Origin of the sequence: Streptomyces sp. NPDC051364 (genome assembly GCF_040682115.1) — a bacterium.
GTDB lineage: Bacteria > Actinomycetota > Actinomycetes > Streptomycetales > Streptomycetaceae > Streptomyces.
The window spans coordinates 578,041-600,909 of sequence record NZ_JBFBAH010000001.1 but is presented as its reverse complement, the minus strand read 5'-3'; the positions used below and the strand labels follow the sequence as shown (position 1 = coordinate 600,909).

The following is a 22,869-nucleotide window of genomic DNA, read 5'->3' as shown; positions in this document are numbered from 1 at the left end:
GACCTAGGCGGCCAGGTCGCGGCGGCTGAGTGCCGTCAGGCCGGCCGCCAGCAGGGCCGCCGCCAGCGCGGTCAGCACCAGCAACGGGGCCCAGGCCAGGGCCTCCGCGCCCGGCAGCTTGGGCAGGTGGGCGAAGGGCGAGAGGTTCAGGACGGCCTGCGGGAGGTTCAGCGCCGGGCCGATCCAGCCCAGCGTCAGCGCGGCCCCGGCCACCGCCCAGGCGGCCACCGCGTACTTCGGGGCGGCGCCGTGCAGGAGGGCCGCGAGGGCGCCGATCACCCACACCGCCGGGAGTTGGGCGAGCGTCGCGCCCACCGCCGCACCGACGCCCTGGCCGTGCCCGATGCCGAGCCCCAGCCCTGCCAGCAGCAGGATCAGCGCCGAGCCGCCGAACGCCACGGCCAGGTGGCCGCCGGCCCACCGCAGCCGGCCGACCGCATTCGCGAGCAGCGGTTCGGCGCGCTGCCCCGACTCCTCGCCACTCAGCCGCAGTACCGCCGAGACGATGTACAGGGCGGCGACCATGCCGAGCATCCCGGCCATCGTCGCGAGGAAGGCATCGGCGATACCGCTCTGCCCGCCCATCAGCTCGATGATCTCGCGGGTCCGGGCGTTGTCGCCGACCAGTTGCGTGGCCCCGTCCGTCATCCCGCCGAAGACCACCCCGGCCACCAGGAACCCGAGGCTCCAGCCGATCAGGCTGCCCCGCTGGAGCCGCCAGGCCAGCGCCCCCGCGCTGCCCAGCCGGCCCTCCGCCGGGCCCGGCCGGGCCGGCAGGAAGCTCATGCCGAGGTCACGGCGGCCGGCCAGCGCGTACGCCGCCGCCACCTGCACCGCCACGGCCGCCGCGAACAGGCCCAGCACCCACCAGCGTTCGGCCGCGAAGGCCCGTACGTGCTCCAGCCAGCCCAGCGGCGACACCCAGGTCAGCGCGCTCGAACCCCCGGCGCTCCCGGCGTCCCCGGCGGCGCGCAGCACGAACGCCGCGCCGATCAGTGCACCTGTGAGCCCCTTGGCGAGCCGCGCGCTCTCGGTGAGCTGCGCGGCGATGGCGGCCAGGGCCGCGAACAGCATCCCGGTCGCGCCGATGCCCAGCCCGAGGGCGAGTGCACCGCCCGCACCGCGCCCGGCGAGTCCGCCCGTCACCAGGAGCGCGGCCAGCGCATTGGCCGTCAGGGCCGCCAGCAGCGCGGCCGTCAGCGGGGCCCGCCGGCCCACCATCGCGGCGGAGAGCAGCTCCTGACGGCCTGTCTCCTCCTCCTCGCGGGTGTGCCGGACCACGACGACCAGGCTCATGATCCCGGCGAGCACCCCGGCGAAGATCCCGCCGCGCCATGCGGTCAGAGCGCCGATCGAGTCGCCGAAGACCGGGCCGTACAGGGCGCGCAGCGAGCCGTTGGTGTTCATCGTGCCGAGCAGGCGGGCCCGTTCGGCGGCCGTCCCGTACACCGACTCGAGCGAGGCGGGCAGGCTGAGCACCGTCATCGCCACGACCATGATCCAGACGGGCGTCATCACGCGGTCGCGGCGGAGCGCGAACCGCAGCAGCGTTCCGGTGCCGGCCAGTTGGTTCCTCATCGCGACACGCCCGCCTTCGCGTTCCCGTTCCGGATCCCGTTCGCGTTCGCGTTCCCGTTCGCGTTCGCGTTCGCGTCGTCCGCGTAGTGCCGCAGGAAGAGCTCCTCGAGCGTGGGCGGGGTCGAGGTCAGCGACCGCACACCGGACTCGACGAGCGAGCGCAGCACGGCGTCCAGCTTGTCCGTGTCGGCCTGGAGGCGGACCTTGAGCCCCTGCACCTCCACGTCGTACACGCCCGGCAGCTGCGCGATGCCGTTCGGCGGGCCGGCGAGCTCAGCGCTGATCGACGTACGGGTCAGGTGCCGCAGATCGGCGAGCGTGCCCGTCTCCACCGTGCGGCCCTTGCGGATGATGCTGACCCGGTCGCAGAGGGTCTCGACCTCGCTGAGCACGTGCGAGCTGAGCAGGACGGTCCGACCGGCGGCGCGCACCTCGGCGACACAGGCCTGGAAGACCTCCTCCATCAGCGGGTCCAGCCCGGAGGTGGGCTCGTCGAGGATGAGCAGCTCGGCCTCGGAGGCGAAGGCGGCGACGAGCGCGACCTTCTGCCGGTTGCCCTTGGAGTACGTACGCCCCTTCTTGGTGGGGTCCAGCTCGAACCGCTCGACGAGCTCGGCGCGCCGGGCCCGGTCCAGGCCGCCCCGGAGCCGCCCGTAGAGGTCGATGACCTCGCCGCCGGAGAGGTTGCGCCACAGGGTGACGTCGCCGGGGACGTAGGCGACGCGGCGGTGCAGTTCCACCGCGTCGGCCCAGGGGTCGCCGCCGAGCAGCTCGGCGGTTCCGGAGTCGGCGCGCAGCAGGCCCAGCAGGACCCGGATGGTGGTGGACTTGCCGGCGCCGTTGGGGCCGAGGAAGCCGTGGACCTCGCCGGTGGCGACGGAGAGGTCGAGTCCGTCCAGTGCGTGGGTGCGGCCGAACGCCTTGTGCAGTCCGGCGACACTGATTGCCTTCGTCATGATTCTGAACGTACGCTACTTTCACAAACTTGTGAAGCTAGGAAAACGTATAAAGTCGCGAGGGTGGCGGACGACATGGATGTACAGGCGCAGGCTCAGGCCCACGACGTACGGAGCGAGGAAGCGGTCTCCCGCTTCGTGGAGCGGTTCGCCGCGCAGCTCACCGAGGCGGGGATGCAGCGGATGGCCTCACGGGTCTTCGCGCAGCTGCTCGCGAGCGACAGCGGGGCGATGACGTCGGCGGAGCTGAGCGAGGCGCTGCAGATCAGTCCGGCGGCGGTGTCGGGGGCGGTGGCGTACCTGACGCAGGTGACCATGATCAGCCGGGAGCGGGAACCGGGCTCGCGGCGGGACCGGTACGTGCTGCACAACGAGCTCTGGTACGCGACGTTCACCCGGCGGGACCAGGTGCTGACCCTCTTCGAGAAGACGCTGCGCGACGGTGTCGCCGGGCTCGGCGCGAACAGCCCGGCGGGCGTGCGGATGGCGGAGACGGCGGAGTTCTTCGAGTTCCTGCAGGGTGAGATGGCCGGGATGATGGACCGCTGGCGGGCCCACCGGGCCACCCTGGACCTCCCGTAGCCCCTGGCCGAGCCCAGGCGGGCCCGGACCCTCCCCCGGACTCCGTCCGGGGGAACCCACGCCCCGAACGCCGGCGGGGCCTGCCCGGCGGGCAGGCCCCGCCGGGCACACGGGTCAGCGGGGGACCGTCAGGGACCAGGCCGCCGGGCGGAGGGTCCAGGTGCGGCGCCGGACCGGGCCCGCCACCAGCGCGTCCGCCCGGTAGCGGAAGTCGGACCCCGACACCGTCACCGAACCCGCCCTCGCCAGCAGCGAAGGTCCGCCGGCCACCCGGACCGTCACCTCCGCCACGCCGTCGGACGACACCGGCACCACCCGCAGGTCCTCCACCACCCGGTCCACGTCCACCAGGACCCGCCCGTCCACCTCCACCCGCAGCCGGTGACCCGCCGGAGCCCCCGACGGGACCAGCGTCCGCACCAGCGAGCGGTACGCACTCCAGACGGACGGCCTCGGTACCGCCCGGACGGGTGGAATCCGCAGATCCCCGAGCACCACCCCGTCGCTGTCGTCCACCAGCAGGTCGCGCGTCCGGACGGACCCGTCCAGCACCGACCGCGCCGCCGCCACCGCGGACAGCGGCACGCCCAGGGACCGGGCCAGCCCCAGCGAGCCCGCGGGCCCCACCGGGACCAGCGACAGGGCGCCCTCGCCCAGCCCCCGCGCCCGGTACAGCAGCCCCACGGCCCGTACCAGCGCCCGGTCGTCGCCCACGATCACCGGCTGCCGATGACCCCGGCGGGCAAGTGCCCGCGCAAACTCCTCCTGCGAGTCCGGGAGGCAGATTTTCGCTGCCGCGCCCGCTGACAGAACATCCTTCGCGATCCGCACGGACTCGCCGTCAAGACGGCGGGCGACCGGGTCGACGAGCACGAGCAGGCCGCCTACCGGCGCGCCCGCATGGCTCATGGTGGGCTCTGGAGCCGACACCTCGGTCCTTCCTCGGGTAGCATCTTTGTGCAAGAGGCCCTTGCGCTATTGCGCCAGGGCCTTCGTCTATTCCGGGGCACCGGTCCGACGGCTCAGCCTGCGGTGTACATCGTCGTACGCCCCCTGACCTTGGACATGCCCCATCCGGAAGAGGTGTACGCCTGTGCCCGCTCTTGTGCTGCTCGGAGCTCAGTGGGGTGACGAGGGCAAGGGAAAGGCCACCGACCTGCTCGGTGGATCCGTTGATTATGTGGTGCGCTACCAGGGCGGCAACAATGCCGGCCACACGGTCGTCGTAGGCGACCAGAAGTACGCGCTGCACCTTCTCCCTTCCGGCATCCTCTCCCCCGGATGCACCCCTGTCATCGGCAACGGCGTCGTCGTCGACCCGGCCGTCCTGCTCTCCGAGCTGCGCGGTCTGAACGAGCGCGGCATCGACACCTCCAAGCTGCTGATCAGTGGTAACGCGCACCTGATCACGCCGTACAACGTCACCCTCGACAAGGTCGGCGAGCGCTTCCTCGGCAAGCGCAAGATCGGTACGACCGGCCGCGGCATCGGCCCGACGTACGCGGACAAGATCAACCGCATCGGCATCCGCGTCCAGGACCTGTACGACGAGTCGATCCTCGTCCAGAAGGTCGAAGCGGCGCTCGAGGGCAAGAACCAGCTCCTCGCGAAGCTCTACAACCGCCGCGCCATCGAGGCCGCCGCGATCGTGGAGGAGATGCTCCAGTACGCGGAGCAGATCAAGCCGTACGTCGCCGACACCACGCTGATCCTCAACAACGCGCTCGACGAGGACAAGGTCGTGCTGTTCGAGGGCGGCCAGGGCACCCTGCTCGACGTCGACCACGGCACGTACCCCTTCGTCACCTCCTCGAACCCGACCGCCGGCGGCGCCTGCACCGGCACCGGCGTGGGCCCGACGAAGATCAGCCGCGTCATCGGCATCCTCAAGGCCTACACGACCCGCGTCGGCGCCGGCCCGTTCCCGACCGAGCTGTTCGACCAGGACGGCGAGGACCTGCGCCGCATCGGCGGCGAGCGCGGCGTGACCACCGGCCGCGACCGCCGCTGCGGCTGGTTCGACGCGCCGATCGCCCGTTACGCCACCCGCGTGAACGGTCTGACGGACTTCTTCCTCACCAAGCTGGACGTGCTGACCGGCTGGGAGGAGATCCCGGTCTGCGTCGCGTACGAGATCGACGGCAAGCGCGTCGAGGAGCTCCCGTACTCGCAGACGGACTTCCACCACGCGAAGCCGATCTACGAAAACCTCCCCGGCTGGTCCGAGGACATCACCAAGGCCAAGACGTTCTCGGACCTCCCGAAGAACGCCCAGGCGTACGTGAAGGCCCTCGAGGAGATGTCGGGCGCCCCGATCTCCGCGATCGGCGTCGGCCCCGGCCGTACCGAGACGATCGAGATCAACTCGTTCCTCTAGGCCGTTCCGGGCAGCAGTGCGAAGGGGCGGTGCGCATCGTGCGCGCCGCCCCTTCGGCGTGAGCGCCGCCGAAAGGTCGCAAAGACCCCGGGCCGCTAGAATGGTGCCATCAGGCCCGCACTTTTCAACCGCGGGAGTGCACCGCCCCATCGGGCATCCGCGAGAGTGCGAGCACCTCTCCCGTAGACGGCACGTCGAACCGGAACCGGACACCGAACCCCCTGGGTCTCGTCGTGCGGGTTCCGTCGTGCCCGGATGCGGACAGATTCCTTCACTGGCACAGGAGTTGGCCCATGAGCAACGTCCTGACCCGGGCGGCGACCATCGCTTCCGCAGCCCTGCTCGCAACCACCGGCGCCTTGGTCGGCGCCACCCAGGCATCCGCCTTGCCGGCGGCTACCCCGACCTGCCGTGTGGCCGACCTGGACCTGGCCGTCGGCGCGCGTGAACGCGCCGGGGGGTCGGTCAATTACCCGATCCTGTTCACCAACACCACAGGTCACACCTGCGCGTTGCGCGGATACCCGGGCGTCAGCGTCACCGATGCCCGGCACCGCCAGATCGGCACCTCCGCGATCCGTACCGGCGAGCCGATCAGCACGGTGTTCCTCGGCCCCGACGACACGGTGACCGCCATCATGCGCACCAACAGCCGGTCCGCTTCACCGAACTGCCGGCAGACGTCGGCCTACGTCAAGGTCTACCCGCCGAACAGCGGCGTGGCCGTGGAGATCCCCTACAACCTGCGGGTGTGCGGAATGTTCGAGATAAGCCCGGTGGAAGCCTCGGACTGAGCGCCGACCGCACGGCTGTGCCGAAGGGGCGGTGTGCCCTACGGCGCACCGCCCCTTCCGCGTACCCGTCGGCGGATCAGACCGTCTGGTACCAGCCGAGCAGGTCGAAGACCAGGTCGATGTCCTGCCAGCCCTGGTTCCAGAAGTCGACCATGCCCCCCTTGCCCCCGGACGTCTGCACCAGGTTCGAGACCGTCGCGCCCGCCGTCCAGTTCAGGGACGAGGAGACGGGCCGCTGCGGTGTGACCGCGGTGCCCTTCAGGTAGTCGGGCCACGTGTTCGGGTCGGCGGCGACCGAAAGGAAGCCCGTCCCGGTGGTGTTGGTGACCGTGGTGTTCAGCACCCAGCCGTCGATGTCGGAGTTCGTCGTATCGCCGTCGAGCTGCACGGCGAGGTGGGTACGGGCCGGGATCGGCCCGGCCTTCCGGCCGCCCCAGCTGTCCTTGCGAGTGTCCATGATCCGGTACGGCCCCCCGATGGACACGAGGGCGGACCTGCTGTCGGTGCTGTAGTAGCCGACGACGTCGGCCACCACGTCGGCCCGGTCCCAGCTGCCGTTGCGGACGGTGATCTTCCCGTCGGGGCCGATCGGCACGATCACCGAGTTGGCGACCGTCTGACCGGCGGTGAAGTTCACGCTCGACGTGGCCGGCGCCGCCTGACCGCTCGGGTACGCGGTCAGGTGCCCGGCCGCCCGGGGGTTGGTGGCCGTCAGGTTGAGCGCCACGGCGGTGGCGCCCTTCGGTACGCCCCCGCGCCCGGCGATGTCGACCCCGAAGGTGCCGTAACCGGGGACCTGGCCCTTCGCCGTACCGAGACCCTCGCGGGTGTCGACGGCGCGGACCGGGTCCAGCGTGGTGTAGCCGCTGGCGGTCGTCGCCGTGAAATAACCGGTGACGTCGGCGATCAGGTCGACCGGATCCCAGCCGCCGTTGATCAGTTGCACGGAGCCGTCCTCGCCGACCGGCACGACGACCTGGTTCGCAACGGTCTGCCCCGCGACGTAGTTCAGGTTCGACCCCTCATCGAAGCCGTACGAGTGGGGCTGGACCACGACGTGGCCCGCTCCCGCGGCGTTGGTGGCGGTGACGTTGAGGGCCACTGCCCTGACCCCGGCGGGAACCTTGGCGGCGCCCGCGACCTTCAGGACCACCGAGCCCCGCCCCGCGACCTTGGCCTGCGCGGCGCCGAGGCCCGCGCGGGTGTCCAGGAGCCGGGTGGGCGCGTGCGGGGTGTACTCGCTGCCCGAGGTGACGAAGTCGAGCTGGTTCACGGCCTGGACGCCGTTCGTGGTGTCCTTCACCGTGACCGTGACGGTGTACGTGCCGACCTTGGCGTACTTGTGCTCGGTGTTCCGCCAGTCGGAGCCCGAGCTGGAGGCGGTGAGCCGGTCCGTGGCCCCGTCGCCCCAGGCGATGGTGATGTCGAGTTCGGCGGGTTCGCCCGTGACGAGGGTCCGCAGGTCGATCGAGTGCGCGGTGGGCGCGGTGGCTTTCAGGTCGATCGCGAGGTAGGCGTCACGCGACGCGTCCTGCGCCCGCGCGGTGGCCGCCCCGGCCCCGGATCCGGGCAGCGGCGTGCGGACCGTACGGTCGGCAGGACTGGCGAAGGTCTGGACGTTGGCCGCCTTGGCCTTGGCCGGCTCCGACTGCGGAGCGGACACCGCGCGGGCGGCGGGCGCCACCGGGTCCGCTGCGTGGGCCAGGCCCGGAACGAGGCCTACACCCGCCGCCACGAGGGCAGCGGAAAACATGAGACGGCGACGGTGCACCGTTCCCCCCTTGGTCTGGTGCGAACCTTGAACAGGTTCGAAATCCAGATCAGGGTAGATCATGACATGGAGTTGATCACTCCCGGTTTTCCCGGTCCAGCCACGACGGGGAGGCCGGCACGTCCGCGTCCCACGCCTCCGGCGGCGCGGCGGGCGGCGCGGGGGGCTTCGGGTTCGCCCGCGCCGCCCAGGGGGCGGCCGGGGCTCACGGCTCGGGCCGTGGCTCGGGGGCCGGCTCCGGCGGAGCCGCGCTGTCGTAGAGCTGCTCGGCCACCGAGAACCGGCAGTGGAATACCTGCCAGGCACCGTCCAGCACCGCCAGGAAGCCGTCCCCGGTCCGGTACACCACCCGGCGGCGCACCTTGTGGGGATGCATCGGTACGAACGTCTCGGCCCGGCGGCGGAGTTCCGCCAGGGCCTCGTCGCGGGTGCCCTCGACATGGCCCAGCACGTCCACCGACCACATCCGGTTCTGGCCGCCCTGACCGTGGTTCTGCTCGACGAGCAGCCCCCACCTGGTCATCCGCCCCCTGGTCATCCGTCCCCCTTCACCCGGCCCCCGCCGGTCCTCGATCCGCTCCCGATTCAAGGTATGAGCAGCGCATCGATGCCGTCCTTGATCTGCCCGATCGGCACGTCCCGCGCCGTGAGGTGCTCGAACAGGCTCGGCACGAACGGGGCGAGCAGCAGGTGCGCCAGCACCGCCGCATCCACCTCCGGGCGTGTCTGGCGCACCAGCATGGCGACGTGCGTGTGCATGGTCAGGTACGCACCGCTGGCGTACCGGGCGCCCGGTGACGCGGCCTCCGCCACGGCCATCACCGCACGCTGCTCGACGAGCCGTTCGGCCAGGGTGTGCAGGAAGGCGCGCAGCCGGACGGCGGGCGGCGCGTCGGGGCCGAGCGGGGCCGGCCCGCTCATGAAGGCCTCCTGGAAGCGCCGCTCGTCATCGTCGAGCAGCGCGAACAGCAGGCTGCTCACGTCGCCGAAGCGGCGGTAGACCGTCCCGACCCCCATGCCCGCGGCATGGGCGACGGCGTTCATGGTCACGGCGTCCGGCCCCTGCTCGGCGACCAGCCGCGCGGCCGCGTCCAGGATCTTCCGCCTGTTCCTGGCGGCGTCCGCGCGCTCGGGCGGGGCCTGTCCCGTGACCGGGAGTTCGATGCGGCTCATACCCAGAGGCTACCGGACACCCCTTGCCAACCGGATGACTATCCGCTTTACTCTCACCCATCGAACCGGATAGCAATCCACTTATAGATGGGGTCCTCACCATGAGCGCCAAGGTCGCGGTCGTCTACTACTCCTCCACCGGAAACGTCCACGAGCTCGCGAAGGCCGTGGCCGAAGGCGCCGAGAAGGCGGGCGCCGAGGTCCGCCTGCGCCGGGTGCCCGAGCTCGCCCCCGACGCGGCCATCGACTCCAACCCGGCCTGGCGCAAGCACGTCGAGGACACCGAGGACGTCGAGGTCGCCACCCTGGACGACCTCGTCTGGGCCAACGCGTACGCGATCGGCTCGCCGACCCGGTACGGCAACATCGCGGGCCAGCTCAAGCAGTTCCTCGACACCACGGGCGGCCTCTGGCAGCAGGGCGCCCTCGCCGACAAGCCGGCCACCGGCTTCACCAGCGCGCACAACGCCCACGGCGGCAACGAGTCCACGCTGCTCGCCCTCTACAACACGTTCCACCACTGGGGCTCGGTCATCGTCTCGCCCGGCTTCACCAACCCGGTCGTCTTCGGCGCCGGCGGCAACCCGTACGGCACCTCGCACCCGGCCAGCAGCGGCGCCGTCAGCGAGGAGACCCTGGCCGCGGCCCGCTACCAGGGCGAGCGCCTCGCGAAGTTCGCCACCCGCCTCGCGGCCACGACCGACCTCATCTGACAGCCGGAAGCACGGGTGCGGTACGCAGGACATCGATCGCCTGGGTGATGGCGGCCTGGGCGGCGCGGGTCTCGCGCAGGGCGCTGAGCATGACGAAGTCGTGAATGACGCCCTGGTTGATGAGGGCTGTCAGCGACACCGGAGCGGCGAGCTGCTCCTCGTCGTAGTGCAGTGCTGTGCCGGGGTCCTGCGCGCCGGGCTCGTCGTTCACCAGCCACTTCGAACATCGCCCGATGGGTTTCCGGCCAGGCCCGCGAACCTCCGGCTACGTGGCCGCCCAGCCGGCGAAGTCGGCCCAGGTCTCGCCGGCCAGACTGAGGGTGGGCCCGGGGTTCTTGGAGTCCCGGACGTGCACGGCGTGCGGGCAGGCGGCCACCTCGACGCAGTCCCCGCCACCGCCGTCGCTGTAGCTCGACTTGTGCCAGTTGTAGGCGACCTCTATACAGTCCCCGCCACCGCCGTCGCTGTAACTGGACTTGAACCACTGCAGGGTGCTGGTGCTCATTTCCGTTCTCCTGCCAACCGCTGGATGAGTTCCAGAGATTCATCGGGGCTCAGCGCCTGTGCGCGGATCTTCGCATACCGCTGCGCCAGTCGGGACACCTTTGCCGGGTTGCTGACGAGGATGCCCTCGTCGTTGATTTCCATGTAGACGACGTGTTGGTGATCCCCGGTTTCCACCACTTTCATCGGGCCGCGCTCGCCCGCGTGGGAGCCCTTCAGGCCCCGGTGCTTGGACAGGACCTGCACCGATACGTTGTCGCGTTGGGCATCCTCCGCGAGCGACAGAAGCTGGCCTCGCTGGACGTCCCAGCTCCCGTACGGACGCTCGAGAACCCCTTCTTCGACGATCAGTTCGAGCATCGCAATCGGGTCGCGATCGAACAGCGCCTTACGCGCCATCCGGGCCTCGACGAGCTCCTCCGCCCTGGCGTCCGACACCGGCGGATAGCTGCCCTTGAACACCGCCCGGGCGTACGACTCCGTCTGGAACAGGCCGTCCATCACCATCGTCTGGTACGAGGAAAGCATCAGAGCCTCGGCTTCCACCTGCGAGAACTTCCGGAAGCGGACCGGGTACTTCTCCATCAGCACGTACTTCCGCGCGGTCTCGAAGAAGCCGCGGCGGTCACCGATCGCCACCTCCAGGCCCACCAGCATCTTGTCGCTCACCGGCTGTGCACCCGTTTCCATGGCGCTGATCGCCGAGCCGGTGTAGCCGGTCATCTCCCCCACCGCCACCTGCGTCAGCTTCTTCTCCAGCCGGAGGATGCGGGCGATCTCTGCGACGTACGACGTCGTCGGTCGCTCGTCTTCGTTGTCGTTTTCCTTGTCCTTGTTGGCGGCAGCCTTCGGCATGGTGAACACCCCCGAAACGAAGCGAACTCAAATGGTCTCCAGCGCATGGCGCGCCCTCCCAGACTTCTCACCTATCAAGTCCGAGACGTAGAAAACGGTAGACCTGAGCCATCACGCTTGGGCCATGAACACTGAAAGTCACGCGCCCAACTCCCGTACGCCCAGCTGGATTCCGGCCACCGGTATCGGAATCCGCAAGGCAGGAGTGCTATTTGACGCCGTACGTGTGGACGGTGACATGGGACGCGACCTGGCCGATCTCCTCGTCACGCTCACTGGCGGTGACCCCGGGCCGATCGTCGTCCAGGCCAACGGGAAGCGGCCCGTGTACTTCCTGATCCCGGTCGGGAGTGCCGCGTACCGGATCTGGCCACCGGGCTTCACGCGGCTCGCGTCAGGGCCGCGCCGGACCACGTACATCCCGGTCCCGGCCCTCGACGGCGCCTGGCCGCTGGCCTGGCGGTGTCCGCCGACGCGGGAGGACCGGTTCGTGCACGCCCTGCTGCTGTACCGGGCCGCCGGCCTCTACCAGGCCAGCTGCGAGATCTCCTCGGCCACCACCGCGCAGGCGTCCGCGGCCGGGTCGATCAGCGGGAAGTGACCGATGCCGTCCAGCAGGGTCAGGCCCACGGTCTCCCCGGCCTTGGCCGCGGCAGCCACGTACGACTCGGCCACCGACGGCGGGACCACGATGTCCTCGCGGCCGTGCACGACGGCCGTCGCGATCCCGGTCGGCAGCAGCGCCGCCGGGTCCGCGAACGGCAGGCGCTCCGCCCACTGGTCGGCGCCGCCCAGCAGCTGCGCGGACGCACCTGCGCACACACCCAACTCCTCCGCGGCCACGAAGTCCGCGATGGGGGCCAGCGCCACCACGCCGCGCAGCAGCGGCGGGGAAGGCAGCCTCCACGCGGCCGGGGACTCGGGCGGCAGGACGTGCCGTGCCGCCGCCCACAGTGCGAGGTGGCCGCCCGCCGAGTGGCCGGTGATGACCGTACGGCGGGGGTCGGCCTGCGGGAGGTGGGCCGAGGCCAGGCGCGGGAGGGCGTCCATCGCGGCGGCGACGTCGTCGAAGGTCTCCGGCCAGCGGCCGGCCACGTGGCCCTCGGCGTTCTGGCGGGGCAGGGAACTGCCGCGCCGGTACTCGACGTTGGCGACGGCGAAACCCCGGCGCGCCAGGAAGTCCGCGAGCGGGGTGATGTGGTGCCGGTCGTACGGGGCCCGCCACGCACCGCCGTGCAGGACCACGACCAGCGGGGCCGCGCCCGCGGCGGTGGCGCCGCGCGGAACGTAGAAGTCGATCACCTGGTCGGGGTGGCCCCCGTACGACCCGGTCGTGTCGGGGGCGACCGGCGGGTGGGAGAAGGCCGAGGCGGCCTCGGCGGCGTCCCGTTCGACTGCGGGGTCCGTCATCGGCTCAACCTCTCGGTAACGCGTGGGGACTGGTGTTCCGGCAGAGCGGGACCGTATCAGGCCGGAACACGACCTTCCGTGGTGGGAGGCTGCTACGGAGGGAATGTGCAGGGGGCGGACGGAGCCGAAGCCCCGCCCGCCCGGTTGCCGTGACGTTTCGCCCCTACATCACCCGAAAATGTGACCCAGTGTCCGGGCGGCACGCTCCGCATCGGCGAAACCGACGTAGAGCGGGGTGAAACCGAAGCGCAGGACGTCCGGGGCACGGAAGTCCCCGATCACACCGCGGGAGATCAGGTCGTCCATGACCTCACGGGCGTTCTCGGTGCGCAGCGAGACCTGGCTGCCGCGCCGGTCGTGCTCGGCCGGGGTGACCGATTCGACCTTGCCGGCCGGGACGTACGCCGCCACGCACTCCAGGAAGAAATCCGTCAGGGCAAGGGACTTGGCCCGTACGGCTTCCACCGGGACCCCGTCCCAGGCGTCGAGGGCAGCTTCCAGGGCCAGCATGGACAGGATGTCCGGGGTGCCGACCCGGCCGCGTATCGCGCCGGCCGCCGGGGCGTAGTCCGGGGTCATCGCGAAGGGTTCCGCGTGGCCGTTCCAGCCGGGGAGCGGGGAGTCGAAGGCGGCCTGGTGGCGTGCGGCGATGTAGAGGTACGCCGGGGAACCGGGGCCGCCGTTCAGGTACTTGTACGTACAGCCGACCGCGAGGTCGACGCCGTGCTCGTCGAGGTCGACGGGGAGGGCGCCGGCCGAGTGGCAGAGGTCCCAGACGGTGACGGCCCCGGCGGCGCGGGCCGCCGCGGTGAGGGCCGGGAGGTCGTGGAGGCGGCCGGTGCGGTAGTCGACGTGGTTGAGGAGGACGGCGGCGGTGTCCTCCCCCATCGCCTCGGCCGCGTGGGACGGGTCGACCGGGACGACGGTGAGGCCGGTCATCCGGGCGGCCGACTCCGCGATGTAGCCGTCGGTGGGGAAGGTGGACGCGTCCACCAGCAGCTGCGTGCGGCCGGGGCGGGCCAGGCGGGCGGCGCCGACCAGGGCCTTGAACAGGTTGACGCTGGTGGAGTCGCCGACGACCGTCTGGCCGGGGGCGGCGCCGATGAGCGGGGACAGCTTGTCGCCGATCCGCTCGGGGGCGGTCCACCAGGTGCCGGTGCTCCAGGACTGGATGAGCTCCGTGCCCCACTCGTGGGTGATCACCTGGGCGATGCGCTGCGCGACGCCGGTCGGGAGGGCGCCGAGGGAGTTGCCGTCCAGGTAGACGACGCCGTCGGGGAGGGTGAAGCGGTCGCGGAGCTTGCCGAGCTCGTCGGCGGTGTCCAGTTCCACGGCGCGGGCCGCCAGGTCGGTCCTCGTCGGCTCAGACATGGCTTCGCGCCGTCCAGAGCTCGGGAAAGACGTTCTTCGTGGCGCGCTTCTCGAGCCAGGTCACGCCGGCCGAGCCGCCCGTGCCGGTCTTGGCGCCCATCGCGCGGCGGGTGGCGACCAGGTGGTCGTTGCGCCAGCGCCAGACGAGCTCCGCGACGTCCGTGAGGACCTCGCCGAGGCGGTGGAGGTCGAGCTGGGCGTCGGGGTCCGCGTACAGGGCGGTCCAGACGGCCTCGACCTCGGGCGAGGGCTCGTACCGCTGGGAGAGGTCGCGGTCCAGGACCTCGGCCGGGACCGGCAGGCCGCGGCGGGCCAGCAGGCGCAGCACCTCGTCGTAGAGGCTGGGCTCCTGGAGGGCCTTCTCCAGCTCCGCGTGGACGCGCGGGGCGCCGCGGTGCGGGACGAGCATGGAGGCCGACTTCTCGCCGAGCAGGAACTCCATCCGGCGGTACATCGCCGACTGGAAACCAGAGCCCTCGCCGAGGGCGGCGCGGTAGGCGTTGAACTGGCCCGGGGTGAGCTGGGCGAGCGGGCGCCAGGAGGCGTTGAGGGCCTCGAGCTCGCGGAGGGATCGTTTCAGCGCATCCATCGCGACGGGGATGCGGTCCTCGCGGAGGGCCTTAGCGGCCGTCTCCCACTCGTGGACGATGACCGTGAACCACAGCTCCATGACCTGGGTCGTCACCAGGAAGACCATCTCGCCCGGGTCGTCCGAGCGCAGGTGCTGGAGGTGGGTGAGGACGTCCGCCTGGACGTAGTCCTCGTACGGGGTCGTGCCGGCGAAGTCGAGGTTCGGGGTGTCCGAACCGGCTCCGGAGGCATCAAGGGTGTTCGACATCGCTGTCTCCTCGACACGTGCTTCCGGGTAGCGGTCCGCCCCTTCCGATGGGTGAGTGGAGCCCCGGTCCCCTGCCCGCATCATAGGACCGGTTGCCGGATTCCCTCCAGCGCGGTGTGACCGGGGTCACAGTCACTTTTGGGACACTGTGGCCGATCGGGGCCCCGGTGAGAGGCCCCGACCGCCTACGTGCGTGCGCGCGGATCAGGCGCCGAGGGTGTCCGCCGCCGTCTCGGACGAGTCGCGCAGGAAGGTCGAGCAGCGCTCGTACTCCTCCTTCTCGCCGATCGCCTCGGCCGCCCGGGACAGGGCGTACAGGGCGCGCAGGAAGCCGCGGTTCGGCTCGTGCTCCCACGGCACCGGTCCGTGGCCCTTCCAGCCCGCACGGCGCAGCGCGTCGAGGCCGCGGTGGTAGCCCGTACGGGCGTACGCGTACGACTCGACGGTGCGGCCGGCGGCGAACGCCTCGTCGGCGAGGGTCGCCCAGGCGAGGGAGGAGGTCGGGTGCGCGGCGGCCACCTCGACGGCGGGCGTGCCCGCGGCCAGGGCCTGGCGGCCCGGCTCGTCGGGGAGGTGGGTGGGGGCGGGGCCCCCGAGCAGGTTCTGGTGAATGGACATGGTCCAAGTCTGGGGTATCGGGCCCCTCTGCGGTGCGGCGGTGGTGCGTACGGACGGTGGTCCAACCACCGCTGCGGCTCCCGTGGGTGAGGGGTGGTGGGCGCCCCACCACCAGTCGGCCCAGTCGTGTGCCCGGCACACCTCCCCGGCGAGGGGGCCGCGGGCGGACGGTAGGAGGGCCATCGACGAAGGGGGAGTCGTGAACACCACCATCAGCAGCGCGAGCAGCAGCACGTACCAGGGTGTCCGGGCGGGACGACGGAAGCTCGCGGACGAGGCCGTCGAGGAGCTGTGCGCGGCGGTGTTCACGTCTCTGCGGCGCAAGGACCAGCGGGAGCGGGGACGCCAGTACGTACGCGGGCTGCTCGCGGCGGAGGGCCGCAAGTCGATCCGCAACATCGCGCAGCAGCTGGGGGCGGGGACCGGCGCCACGGCGGCGGAGCAGAGCCTGCACCACTTCATCGCCGCGTCGACGTGGGACTGGCAGCCGATCCGCGCGGCCCTGGCGCAGTACCTGGGGCAGGCGGCTCCGCTCAACGTGTGGGTCGCGCAGCCGATGGCGATCCCGAAGGGCGGGGAGCACTCGGTGGGGGCGGGGCACCGGTTCGACCCGCACCGGGGCCAGATGTTCCGCGGGCAGCAGGCGTTCGGGATGTGGTTCACGTCGCCGGGGGTGGTCACGCCGGTGGGATGGCGGCTGTTCCTCGGCGAGGAGCCGGAGGCCGCGCAGACCGAGTCGTACGAGGGCTACGAGGAGTGCGCGGTGACGGGCGTGCTCGACACCCTGCGGGAGTCGGGCCTGGCGCCGCGGCCGGTGGTGCTGGACATCCGGGACATCGCGACGCGGGCCACCCTCAACCGGTTCGCCGAGGCGCGGGTGCCGGTGGTGGGGCGGATCAGCCCCGAGGCGCGGCTGCTGGTGACGGACCCGCGACTGCCGGGCTTCGGCGCGGGGACGCTCGCCGCGCGGGACATCCTGCAGAACGTCAGGGGGCTGCGGATGCCGGTGGAGTGGGCGGCTCCCGACGCTCCGGGGTCGCGGCGGACCTCACTGGTGGCGGCGGTCCGGGTGATGGTGCCGGATCCGGCTCCGGGGCGGCGGCGCGAGGTGCTGCTGTTCGGCGAGTGGGAGTCGGCCCGGCGGCTGCCGACGCAGTTGTGGGTCACGGACATGGTGCGGACGGATCCGGGGGCGCTGGTGCGGATGACGAAGACGGCGCACCGGGTGTCGGCTGCGGCCGGCCTCAGCGTGCAGGAGATCGGGCTCCGGGACTTCTCGGGCCGCTCCCTGCCGGGCTGGCACCGGCACGTGACCCTGGCGTCGGTGGCCCACGCCGCCCGCAGCCTGGAGCCGGCGGCGCCTCCGGTTCCCGCACGGCACAGCCTGGTCCGCCGCCCGCGCCCGCACCCCGCCCTGGCGGCCCGCTGACCCGGGCTCGACCGCCCCGGCCGGGCTACCGGCGTTGGTGGTGCGGAGTCCTGGTCGTGCTGGGGGTGGGGTTCTGGGAATTCGGGGCCTTGACGACCTTGCAGTTCACGAAGGTGAAGGGCTGGTCCTCGTTGACGGCAAGAACGGTGTAGTCGACGTTCTTCTGGAAGCGCTTCAGCAGGAAGTGCCCGGTCCCGTCCACGTCCAAGGGCACGGTGGATTCGCCGTCGTTGAGGGTCCGAGGGGCAGTGAAGCCCTCGCCGGAGATGGTGACGTACGTGTTGTTCGGGCCGGGCGTGACCGTGCAGCTTGCGGTGGGTGCGGCACTCGCGGCCGGCGTGAGGGCGATCGCGCCGGACAGTACGAGCGACCCGGCGAACAGGGAAGCCAGTGCGCGTCGGGTGTTCAGTCGGATGTGCAGATACATGAGGGTTGCTCCCATCAGCGAGATGCAGGGAAGCGGGCGCCCACTCGTTCATCCTCGCCCGGTCTCCCCGGGGTGTCGACCGGAGGCCGTTGACCAGGCCGTTGACCAGGCCTTTGACCAGGAGAACATTCCCGCCGTTTCGGCGGGGTGCCTGTGCGGAAGGGCCCGGCCGGCCGTCTTGCTACGGCGGGCCGGGCCCTTCGGCACAGCAGGTGGAGCGGGTGGAGCGGGTGGAGCGGGTGGAGCGGGTGGTGACTACTTCAGCTTCGTGCCCGTCGAGCGCAGGTTCGCGCACGCCTCGGTGACGCGCTTGGCCATGCTCGCCTCGGCGAGCTTGCCCCAGGTGCGCGGGTCGTAGGTGGACTTCTTGCCGACCTCGCCGTCGACCTTCAGGACACCGTCGTAGTTGCGGAGCATGTGGTCCGCGACCGGGCGGGTGAAGGCGTACTGGGTGTCGGTGTCGAGGTTCATCTTCACGACGCCGTTCTCCAGCGCGGTGGCGATCTCCTGCTCGGAGGAGCCGGAGCCGCCGTGGAAGACGAAGTCGAACGGGCTGCTCTTGCCGTACTTCTCGCCGACACCCTGCTGCAGGTCCTTCAGCAGCTCGGGACGCAGGACTACGTTGCCCGGCTTGTAGACGCCGTGCACGTTGCCGAAGGAGGCGGCGAGCAGGTAGCGGCCCTTCTCGCCCAGGCCCAGGGCCTCGGCGGTGCGGATCGCGTCGTCGACGGTGGTGTACAGCTCGTCGTTGATCTCGTGGGTGACGCCGTCCTCCTCGCCACCGGTCGGGGTGATCTCGACCTCGAGGATGATCTTCGCGGCGGCGGCCTTGGCGAGCAGCTCCTGGCCGATGGCCAGGTTGTCGGCCAGGGTCTCGGCGGAGCCGTCCCACATGTGCGACTGGAAGAGCGGGTTCAGACCCTTGGCCACACGCTCGGCGGAGACCTCGAGCAGCGGGCGGACGTAGCCGTCCAGCTTGTCCTTGGGGCAGTGGTCGGTGTGCAGCGCGACGGTGACGTCGTACTTCGCCGCCACGATGTGCGCGAACTCGGCCAGGGCTACCGCGCCCGTGACCATGTCCTTCTTGTACTGGCCACCCAGGAACTCCGCACCACCGGTGGAGATCTGGATGATGCCGTCGCTCTCGGCCTCCGCGAAGCCGCGCAGTGCAGCGTGCAGGGTCTGGGTCGAGGTCACGTTGATCGCCGGGTAGGCAAACTTGCCTGCCTTCGCCCGGTCGAGCATCTCGTTGTAGACCTCGGGGGTTGCGATGGGCATCTGTCCGCTCCTTGGATGTGCGGGGAGTGTGCGATTGCTGGCCCTGACCTGGGGGCGACGTAACCGTCGGGCTCATCCTTCCAGACTCTGCGCGACACTCCACCGTGCTGGCTCGACCGTTTCACGTGAAACATTCAGTCCGGCCGGGAAAGAGCAGGTCAGGACCTGTGCCCGGAGCCCTGGGGACCTGAGTCACCAGTTCTCCGGGGGGCCAGAATGCGAGATCAGGCGGGATCAGGCCAGGTCGAGGTCGGCGAGCCGATAGCCGGTGAGGTACGGCAGGCCCGCCTCGGCGATGGCGTCCGCGGCCCCGCGGTCCACGATCGTGGCGACGGCGACGACCTCGCCGCCGGCCTCGCGGACGGCCTCGACGGCGGTCAGGGGGGACCCGCCGGTGGTCGAGGTGTCCTCGACGACCAGGCAGCGCTTGCCCTTCACGTCGGTGCCCTCGATACGGCGCTGCATGCCGTGGGCCTTCTGCGCCTTGCGGACGACGAAGGCGTCGAGGCGTCCCCCGCGCGCGGCGGAGGCGTGGAGCATCGAGGTCGCGACCGGGTCGGCGCCCAGGGTCAGACCGCCGACGCAGTCGAAGTCCAGGTCGGCGGTGAGGTCGAGCATGACCTGCCCGACCATCGGGGCGGCCTCGCCGTCCAGGGTGATCCGGCGGAGGTCGATGTAGTAGTCGGCCTCCTTGCCGGAGGAGAGGGTCACCTTGCCGTGCACGACGGCCTTGTCCTTGATCTGCTGCAGAAGCGCATCCCGTACGTCACTCATGGCCCCGAGCTTAGTTGGGCACGGCCCCGGGCTGGGACAGCCGCCGCCAGGTCCACGTCGTGGAGATCTCCAGCGGGTCCACGGGGCTGACCAGGCGCGGCAGGGTGTTCAGCCCGTTCGGCGGGCCGGACTGCGGCTCCACGCAGACGGCCTCGGGCTGCTCGTCGTACACGACCACCCATTCCGCCCGGCTGCTGATCTTCAGTTCGAGCGCGCCGGGCCAGGTCAGGGTGGCCTCGACGCCTTCCGGCATGCCGAAGCAGTCGTCCCGGGGGCCGGGCAGGGGGTCGATGCGCTTGCCGGTGGGCAGGTGGTCGGCGCCGCGCTCCTCCTGCCAGGCGGGGGCGAAGTCGAGGCGTACGTCCTCGCCGCCGGCGCCGAGGTTGCGGTGGAACCAGGGGTGCCAGCCCGCCTGGGCCGGGAAGGAGTCCCCGTACGTCTCGACGCCCAGGGCGAGGGTCAGCGAGTCGGGGCCCAGCTCGACGATCTGCGTGACCCGGCCCGGGTACGGCCAGGGCTCGGCGAGGTCGTACGTGAACGCCGCCTCGGTGGCGGTGACGCGGGCGGGGCGCCAGGGCGCGTCGCGGCCGAAGCCGTGGATGGCGTGCGGCGGCTGGTTGATCGGCAGCTGGTGGACGACGGCCCCGTCCTGGAACTGCCCGTTCGCCGTGCGCCCGCACCACGGCACCATCGGGAAGCATCCGTAGTGGGAGCCTTGGCGCAGCAGCTCCGTGCCGTCGATGCGCAGGCTGCTGATCCGGCAGCCGTTCTCCTGGTCGACGGTCACCTCGGCGCCGCCTGCACTCAGTTGCGTACTCATGCGGCCGACTCTAACGAGGGACGCGGCATGAGGGGTCAGCGGCGGCGGCGCAGGGCCCGGCCGACCACGACCGCCGAGGCCAGCGCCAGGGCGGCGGCCGGGGCGATCCAGCGCAGGTTCGCGCCGGCGCCGGCGGTCGCGGGAGCCGGTACCGGGGCGTAGCGGCCGCGCGGGGGTGCGTGGTCCACTTCCTCGGCGCTGCGGCCGATCATGGTGCGGCGGGCGTGGGCGGCCTCGGCGGGGGGCTGCGCGGCAGCGCCGAACCCGTCGATCTCCCCGGTCTCGCCGCTCTCCCCGGTCCGGCCGAATTCCGGGAGGCCCTCGAAGTCCCCGTCCATGAAGGGGTCCAGGGACGGGGGCGGCACGTCGGTGTCGAAGACGGAGGCCGTGACCTCCGTGACGCCGCCGTCCTCCCCGTCGGGTGCATCGCCCTCCGCCTCCTCGGCCTCGGCGATGACGTCGGTCACCGGCTCCGCCGCTTCGGCCGCCAGCGCCGCGAGCTGTTCGGCGGCCCGGTCCAGGAGCCGCTGGACGGCGGTCGCGGTGGCCTCCGGCGGGAACGCGGCGGCCCGCCCGTCGGCGGCGGCCTCGGCGGTGAACCCCAGCCGGGTCCCGTCGTCCACCGGGGTCAGCAGCAGCGCCAGCGACAGCTTGACGGTCCCGCTGCCGCGGATCTCCGTACCCTCACCGGCGACGGTGAAGACGTACGGATCCCGTTCGGTGACGGACAGGGCCCCGCGGTAGGTGACGGTGTTCCCGCCGACCCGCAGTTTGAGGCGGCCCGACACGGGCCCGGACGCGGCGTCGGCGTCCTGCTGGAGCCCGGGTACGCAGCGGGCCACCCGGGCGGGGTCGCGCAGCACGGCGCGGAGGTCGTCTGCCGGTACCGGAACGAACACCTGATGCTCCATGTGGTCGAGCCTACCGACGAGAGACCCTCCCGCGCCCGGTCCGGCGCTTACGAATACCGCGGGTGCGGGAGCGTCGAGGGCGGCAGGCCCGCCACCCGGGTGCGCTCGGCGTCGCGCGCCGCGTCCCGCAGGGACTGCGTGGACAGCGAGCGCGGCCACGGCGTGTCGCGGTCCACGCGCAGCTCCGGGACCTGGTCCCGGCCGGCGAGTACGAGGCCCCAGTCCTGCGGCGGTGCGTCGGTCGTGCCGAGGCTGCGGTCGGGCCCGGCGGCGAAGCCGGAGAGCCGGCCGCCCGCGCTGTAGGGCGCGGTGCGCAGGCCGGCCGCGCGCAAAGTCGCCTCGACCGTCCAGTACGTGCGCGGGCGCGTGGCCAGCGGTCCGGCGTGCACGGCGAGCCGTCCGCCGGGGCGCAGGGCCCGGGCGGCGAGCCCGTAGAACTCCTGCGAGTACAGCTTCGTGCTGGGCGTGATGCCCGGGTCGGGGAGGTCGGAGACGATGACGTCGTACCGGTCCCGGGCGGCCGGCCCCCGCAGCCAGCGGAACGCGTCCTGCGTGACGACCTCGAGGCGGGGGTCTTCGTACGCCCGGCCGTTGAGCGCGGACAGCATCGGGTCGGTGCGGGCGAGGCGGACCACTCCGGGGTCGAGCTCGACGATGGTGACGGAGGCGACGTCGCGGTAGCGCAGCACCTCGCGCGCCGCGAGCCCATCGCCGCCGCCGAGGACCAGGACCCGGGTGTGCGGGCCGGTCATCGCGGGGTGCACGAGGGCCTCGTGGTAGCGGTACTCGTCGTATCCGCTGACCCGCAGCCGGCCGTCGAGGAACAGGTCGAGGGAGCGCGGGGAGCCGGTGGCGGGGCCGGTCAGCACGAGCTCCTGGACGCCGGTCTGCTGCGCGACCCGGACCTCGGCGCCGTAGACGGCGCGCCGGGCGACCCGCTCGAAGTCGTCGGCGAGGACGGTCGCGCAGGCGAGCACGGCCAGCACGGTGACGTTCGCGGCGATGAGCAGCCAGCGGGAGCGCCGGCTCAGGTCGCGGCGGAACAGCCACAGGACGAGGCCCGAGCCGACGACCGCGTTGACCGTGCCGGTCAGCATGGCGCCGGTCAGCTGGCCGAGCACCGGCAGCAGCAGGAACGGGAAGGCCAGCCCGCCGACCAGGGCGCCCACGTAGTCGGCGGCGAACAGGTCTGCGACGGCGCCGCCCGCGTCCTGCCTGCGGATCCGCTGGATCAGGACCATCAGCAGCGGGATCTCGGCGCCGATGAGCACGCCGATCGCGAAGGAGAAGGCCACGAGGGCGGGCCGGGACTCGCCCAGCCACGCGAAGCTCGCGTACAGCGCCATCGCCGAGAGCCCGCCGAGCAGGGCGAGGCCCGCCTCGATGACGGCGAATCCGAACGCGGGCCGTCTGCACAGCCGTTTGGCCAGCAGGGAGCCGACCCCCATCGCGAAGACCATGACGGACAGCACGACGGACGCCTGCGTGACGGAATCGCCGATGAGGTAGGAGCCGAGGGCGAGCAGCTCCAGTTCGTACACGAGCCCGCAGGCGGCGCAGACGAACACGGTGGCCAGGACGAGGAGTCGGCCGGTCCGGGGCCGTACGGGCAGGGCGGCCGGGAGGGTCGCCACGCCCCGCGGCTCCGGAGCCGGGAGCACCCGGCGCGGGACGGAACGGTCGATCATGA

General features: G+C 71.8%; 25 protein-coding genes. 6 read left to right on the top strand and 19 right to left on the bottom strand.

The window, feature by feature from the left end; all coding sequences use genetic code 11:
- Positions 1-3 precede the first annotated feature (3 nt).
- Positions 4-1,578 (bottom strand): ABC transporter permease, encoded by a 1,575-nt coding sequence (locus AB0M76_RS02915; protein ID WP_365951199.1) that lies wholly within the window; start codon positions 1,576-1,578, stop codon positions 4-6.
- Positions 1,575-2,534 carry an ABC transporter ATP-binding protein gene (locus tag AB0M76_RS02910; protein ID WP_365951198.1) on the bottom strand — a complete coding sequence of 320 codons (960 nt, stop codon included), beginning with the start codon at positions 2,532-2,534 and terminating at the stop codon, positions 1,575-1,577. The genes AB0M76_RS02915 and AB0M76_RS02910 overlap by 4 nt, the downstream gene beginning before the upstream one ends.
- A gap of 75 nt (positions 2,535-2,609) precedes the next feature.
- Between AB0M76_RS02910 and AB0M76_RS02905 the strand changes: the two genes are divergently transcribed.
- Positions 2,610-3,116, top strand: coding sequence for a MarR family transcriptional regulator (locus tag AB0M76_RS02905; RefSeq protein WP_365951385.1), 507 nt, complete (start codon positions 2,610-2,612; stop codon positions 3,114-3,116).
- Positions 3,117-3,230: 114 nt separating this feature from the next.
- Here AB0M76_RS02905 and AB0M76_RS02900 read toward each other — a convergent pair whose 3' ends face one another.
- On the bottom strand, positions 3,231-4,046 hold the full coding sequence (locus AB0M76_RS02900; RefSeq protein ID WP_365951197.1) for a diacylglycerol kinase: 816 nt from the start codon (positions 4,044-4,046) through the stop codon (positions 3,231-3,233).
- Between the two features lie 163 nt (positions 4,047-4,209).
- Here AB0M76_RS02900 and AB0M76_RS02895 point away from each other — a divergent pair, with 163 nt between their 5' ends.
- Both AB0M76_RS02895 and AB0M76_RS02890 read left to right on the top strand, forming a co-directional pair.
- The gene (locus tag AB0M76_RS02895) at positions 4,210-5,493 is read left to right on the top strand and encodes an adenylosuccinate synthase (protein WP_365951196.1); all 1,284 of its coding nucleotides are present in this window, start codon (positions 4,210-4,212) and stop codon (positions 5,491-5,493) included.
- Between the two features lie 293 nt (positions 5,494-5,786).
- Positions 5,787-6,287 (top strand): DUF4232 domain-containing protein, encoded by a 501-nt coding sequence (locus AB0M76_RS02890; RefSeq protein ID WP_365951195.1) that lies wholly within the window; start codon positions 5,787-5,789, stop codon positions 6,285-6,287.
- 76 nt (positions 6,288-6,363) lie between these two features.
- Here the strand turns inward: AB0M76_RS02890 and AB0M76_RS02885 are convergent, their stop codons facing one another.
- From AB0M76_RS02885 to AB0M76_RS02875, 3 genes are all read right to left on the bottom strand, one after another.
- Entirely contained in the window at positions 6,364-8,040 is a 1,677-nt protein-coding gene (locus tag AB0M76_RS02885) for a PKD domain-containing protein (RefSeq protein WP_365951194.1), read from the bottom strand.
- A gap of 223 nt (positions 8,041-8,263) precedes the next feature.
- Positions 8,264-8,596 carry a hypothetical protein gene (locus tag AB0M76_RS02880; RefSeq protein WP_365951193.1) on the bottom strand — a complete coding sequence of 111 codons (333 nt, stop codon included), beginning with the start codon at positions 8,594-8,596 and terminating at the stop codon, positions 8,264-8,266.
- Between the two features lie 47 nt (positions 8,597-8,643).
- Positions 8,644-9,231 (bottom strand): helix-turn-helix domain-containing protein, encoded by a 588-nt coding sequence (locus AB0M76_RS02875; RefSeq protein WP_365951192.1) that lies wholly within the window; start codon positions 9,229-9,231, stop codon positions 8,644-8,646.
- A 101-nt stretch (positions 9,232-9,332) separates the two neighbouring features.
- Between AB0M76_RS02875 and wrbA the strand changes: the two genes are divergently transcribed.
- Entirely contained in the window at positions 9,333-9,944 is a 612-nt protein-coding gene (wrbA, locus tag AB0M76_RS02870) for an NAD(P)H:quinone oxidoreductase (RefSeq protein WP_365951191.1), read from the top strand.
- On the opposite strand, the gene AB0M76_RS02865 is transcribed toward wrbA, so the two are convergent.
- The 3 genes from AB0M76_RS02865 to AB0M76_RS02855 are packed head-to-tail and all read right to left on the bottom strand — an operon-like array spanning position 9,937 to position 11,303.
- Entirely contained in the window at positions 9,937-10,155 is a 219-nt protein-coding gene (locus tag AB0M76_RS02865; RefSeq protein ID WP_365951395.1) for a hypothetical protein, read from the bottom strand. The two genes, wrbA and AB0M76_RS02865, sit on opposite strands and share 8 nt — an antisense overlap.
- Before the next feature lie 54 nt (positions 10,156-10,209).
- The gene (locus AB0M76_RS02860; protein WP_365951189.1) at positions 10,210-10,449 is read right to left on the bottom strand and encodes a DUF397 domain-containing protein; all 240 of its coding nucleotides are present in this window, start codon (positions 10,447-10,449) and stop codon (positions 10,210-10,212) included.
- Entirely contained in the window at positions 10,446-11,303 is an 858-nt protein-coding gene (locus tag AB0M76_RS02855) for a helix-turn-helix transcriptional regulator (RefSeq protein WP_365951384.1), read from the bottom strand. The genes AB0M76_RS02860 and AB0M76_RS02855 overlap by 4 nt, the downstream gene beginning before the upstream one ends.
- Before the next feature lie 124 nt (positions 11,304-11,427).
- Here AB0M76_RS02855 and AB0M76_RS02850 point away from each other — a divergent pair, with 124 nt between their 5' ends.
- Positions 11,428-11,904 carry a hypothetical protein gene (locus tag AB0M76_RS02850; protein ID WP_266665478.1) on the top strand — a complete coding sequence of 159 codons (477 nt, stop codon included), beginning with the start codon at positions 11,428-11,430 and terminating at the stop codon, positions 11,902-11,904.
- Here AB0M76_RS02850 and AB0M76_RS02845 read toward each other — a convergent pair.
- From AB0M76_RS02845 to AB0M76_RS02830, 4 genes are all read right to left on the bottom strand, one after another.
- On the bottom strand, positions 11,829-12,713 hold the full coding sequence (locus AB0M76_RS02845) for an alpha/beta hydrolase (RefSeq protein ID WP_365951188.1): 885 nt from the start codon (positions 12,711-12,713) through the stop codon (positions 11,829-11,831). The genes AB0M76_RS02850 and AB0M76_RS02845 overlap by 76 nt on opposite strands.
- A 168-nt stretch (positions 12,714-12,881) precedes the next feature.
- Positions 12,882-14,084, bottom strand: a complete 1,203-nt coding sequence (gene kynU / locus AB0M76_RS02840) for a kynureninase (protein WP_365951187.1) — start codon at positions 14,082-14,084, stop codon at positions 12,882-12,884.
- Entirely contained in the window at positions 14,077-14,922 is an 846-nt protein-coding gene (locus AB0M76_RS02835; protein WP_365951186.1) for a tryptophan 2,3-dioxygenase family protein, read from the bottom strand. Before AB0M76_RS02835 ends, kynU begins: the two co-directional genes overlap by 8 nt.
- A 204-nt stretch (positions 14,923-15,126) precedes the next feature.
- Positions 15,127-15,540 carry a DUF3151 domain-containing protein gene (locus AB0M76_RS02830; protein WP_266665484.1) on the bottom strand — a complete coding sequence of 138 codons (414 nt, stop codon included), beginning with the start codon at positions 15,538-15,540 and terminating at the stop codon, positions 15,127-15,129.
- 199 nt (positions 15,541-15,739) lie between these two features.
- Between AB0M76_RS02830 and AB0M76_RS02825 the strand changes: the two genes are divergently transcribed.
- Complete coding sequence (locus AB0M76_RS02825) at positions 15,740-16,969, top strand: transposase (protein WP_365951185.1); 1,230 nt, start codon at positions 15,740-15,742, stop codon at positions 16,967-16,969.
- A gap of 25 nt (positions 16,970-16,994) precedes the next feature.
- Here the strand turns inward: AB0M76_RS02825 and AB0M76_RS02820 are convergent, their stop codons facing one another.
- The 6 genes from AB0M76_RS02820 to AB0M76_RS02795 all read right to left on the bottom strand — a co-directional run bounded on the left by AB0M76_RS02820 (position 16,995) and on the right by AB0M76_RS02795 (position 22,867).
- On the bottom strand, positions 16,995-17,396 hold the full coding sequence (locus AB0M76_RS02820; RefSeq protein WP_365951184.1) for a hypothetical protein: 402 nt from the start codon (positions 17,394-17,396) through the stop codon (positions 16,995-16,997).
- A gap of 255 nt (positions 17,397-17,651) precedes the next feature.
- Complete coding sequence (gene fbaA / locus AB0M76_RS02815) at positions 17,652-18,674, bottom strand: class II fructose-bisphosphate aldolase (protein ID WP_365951182.1); 1,023 nt, start codon at positions 18,672-18,674, stop codon at positions 17,652-17,654.
- Between the two features lie 234 nt (positions 18,675-18,908).
- On the bottom strand, positions 18,909-19,448 hold the full coding sequence (gene pyrE / locus AB0M76_RS02810) for an orotate phosphoribosyltransferase (protein ID WP_266665490.1): 540 nt from the start codon (positions 19,446-19,448) through the stop codon (positions 18,909-18,911).
- Positions 19,449-19,458: 10 nt separating this feature from the next.
- On the bottom strand, positions 19,459-20,268 hold the full coding sequence (locus AB0M76_RS02805) for an aldose 1-epimerase (protein WP_365951181.1): 810 nt from the start codon (positions 20,266-20,268) through the stop codon (positions 19,459-19,461).
- Between the two features lie 35 nt (positions 20,269-20,303).
- Positions 20,304-21,179 (bottom strand): SRPBCC domain-containing protein, encoded by an 876-nt coding sequence (locus tag AB0M76_RS02800; RefSeq protein WP_365951180.1) that lies wholly within the window; start codon positions 21,177-21,179, stop codon positions 20,304-20,306.
- A 47-nt stretch (positions 21,180-21,226) separates the two neighbouring features.
- Positions 21,227-22,867 carry a polyamine aminopropyltransferase gene (locus tag AB0M76_RS02795; RefSeq protein ID WP_365951179.1) on the bottom strand — a complete coding sequence of 547 codons (1,641 nt, stop codon included), beginning with the start codon at positions 22,865-22,867 and terminating at the stop codon, positions 21,227-21,229.
- Positions 22,868-22,869 lie beyond the last annotated feature (2 nt).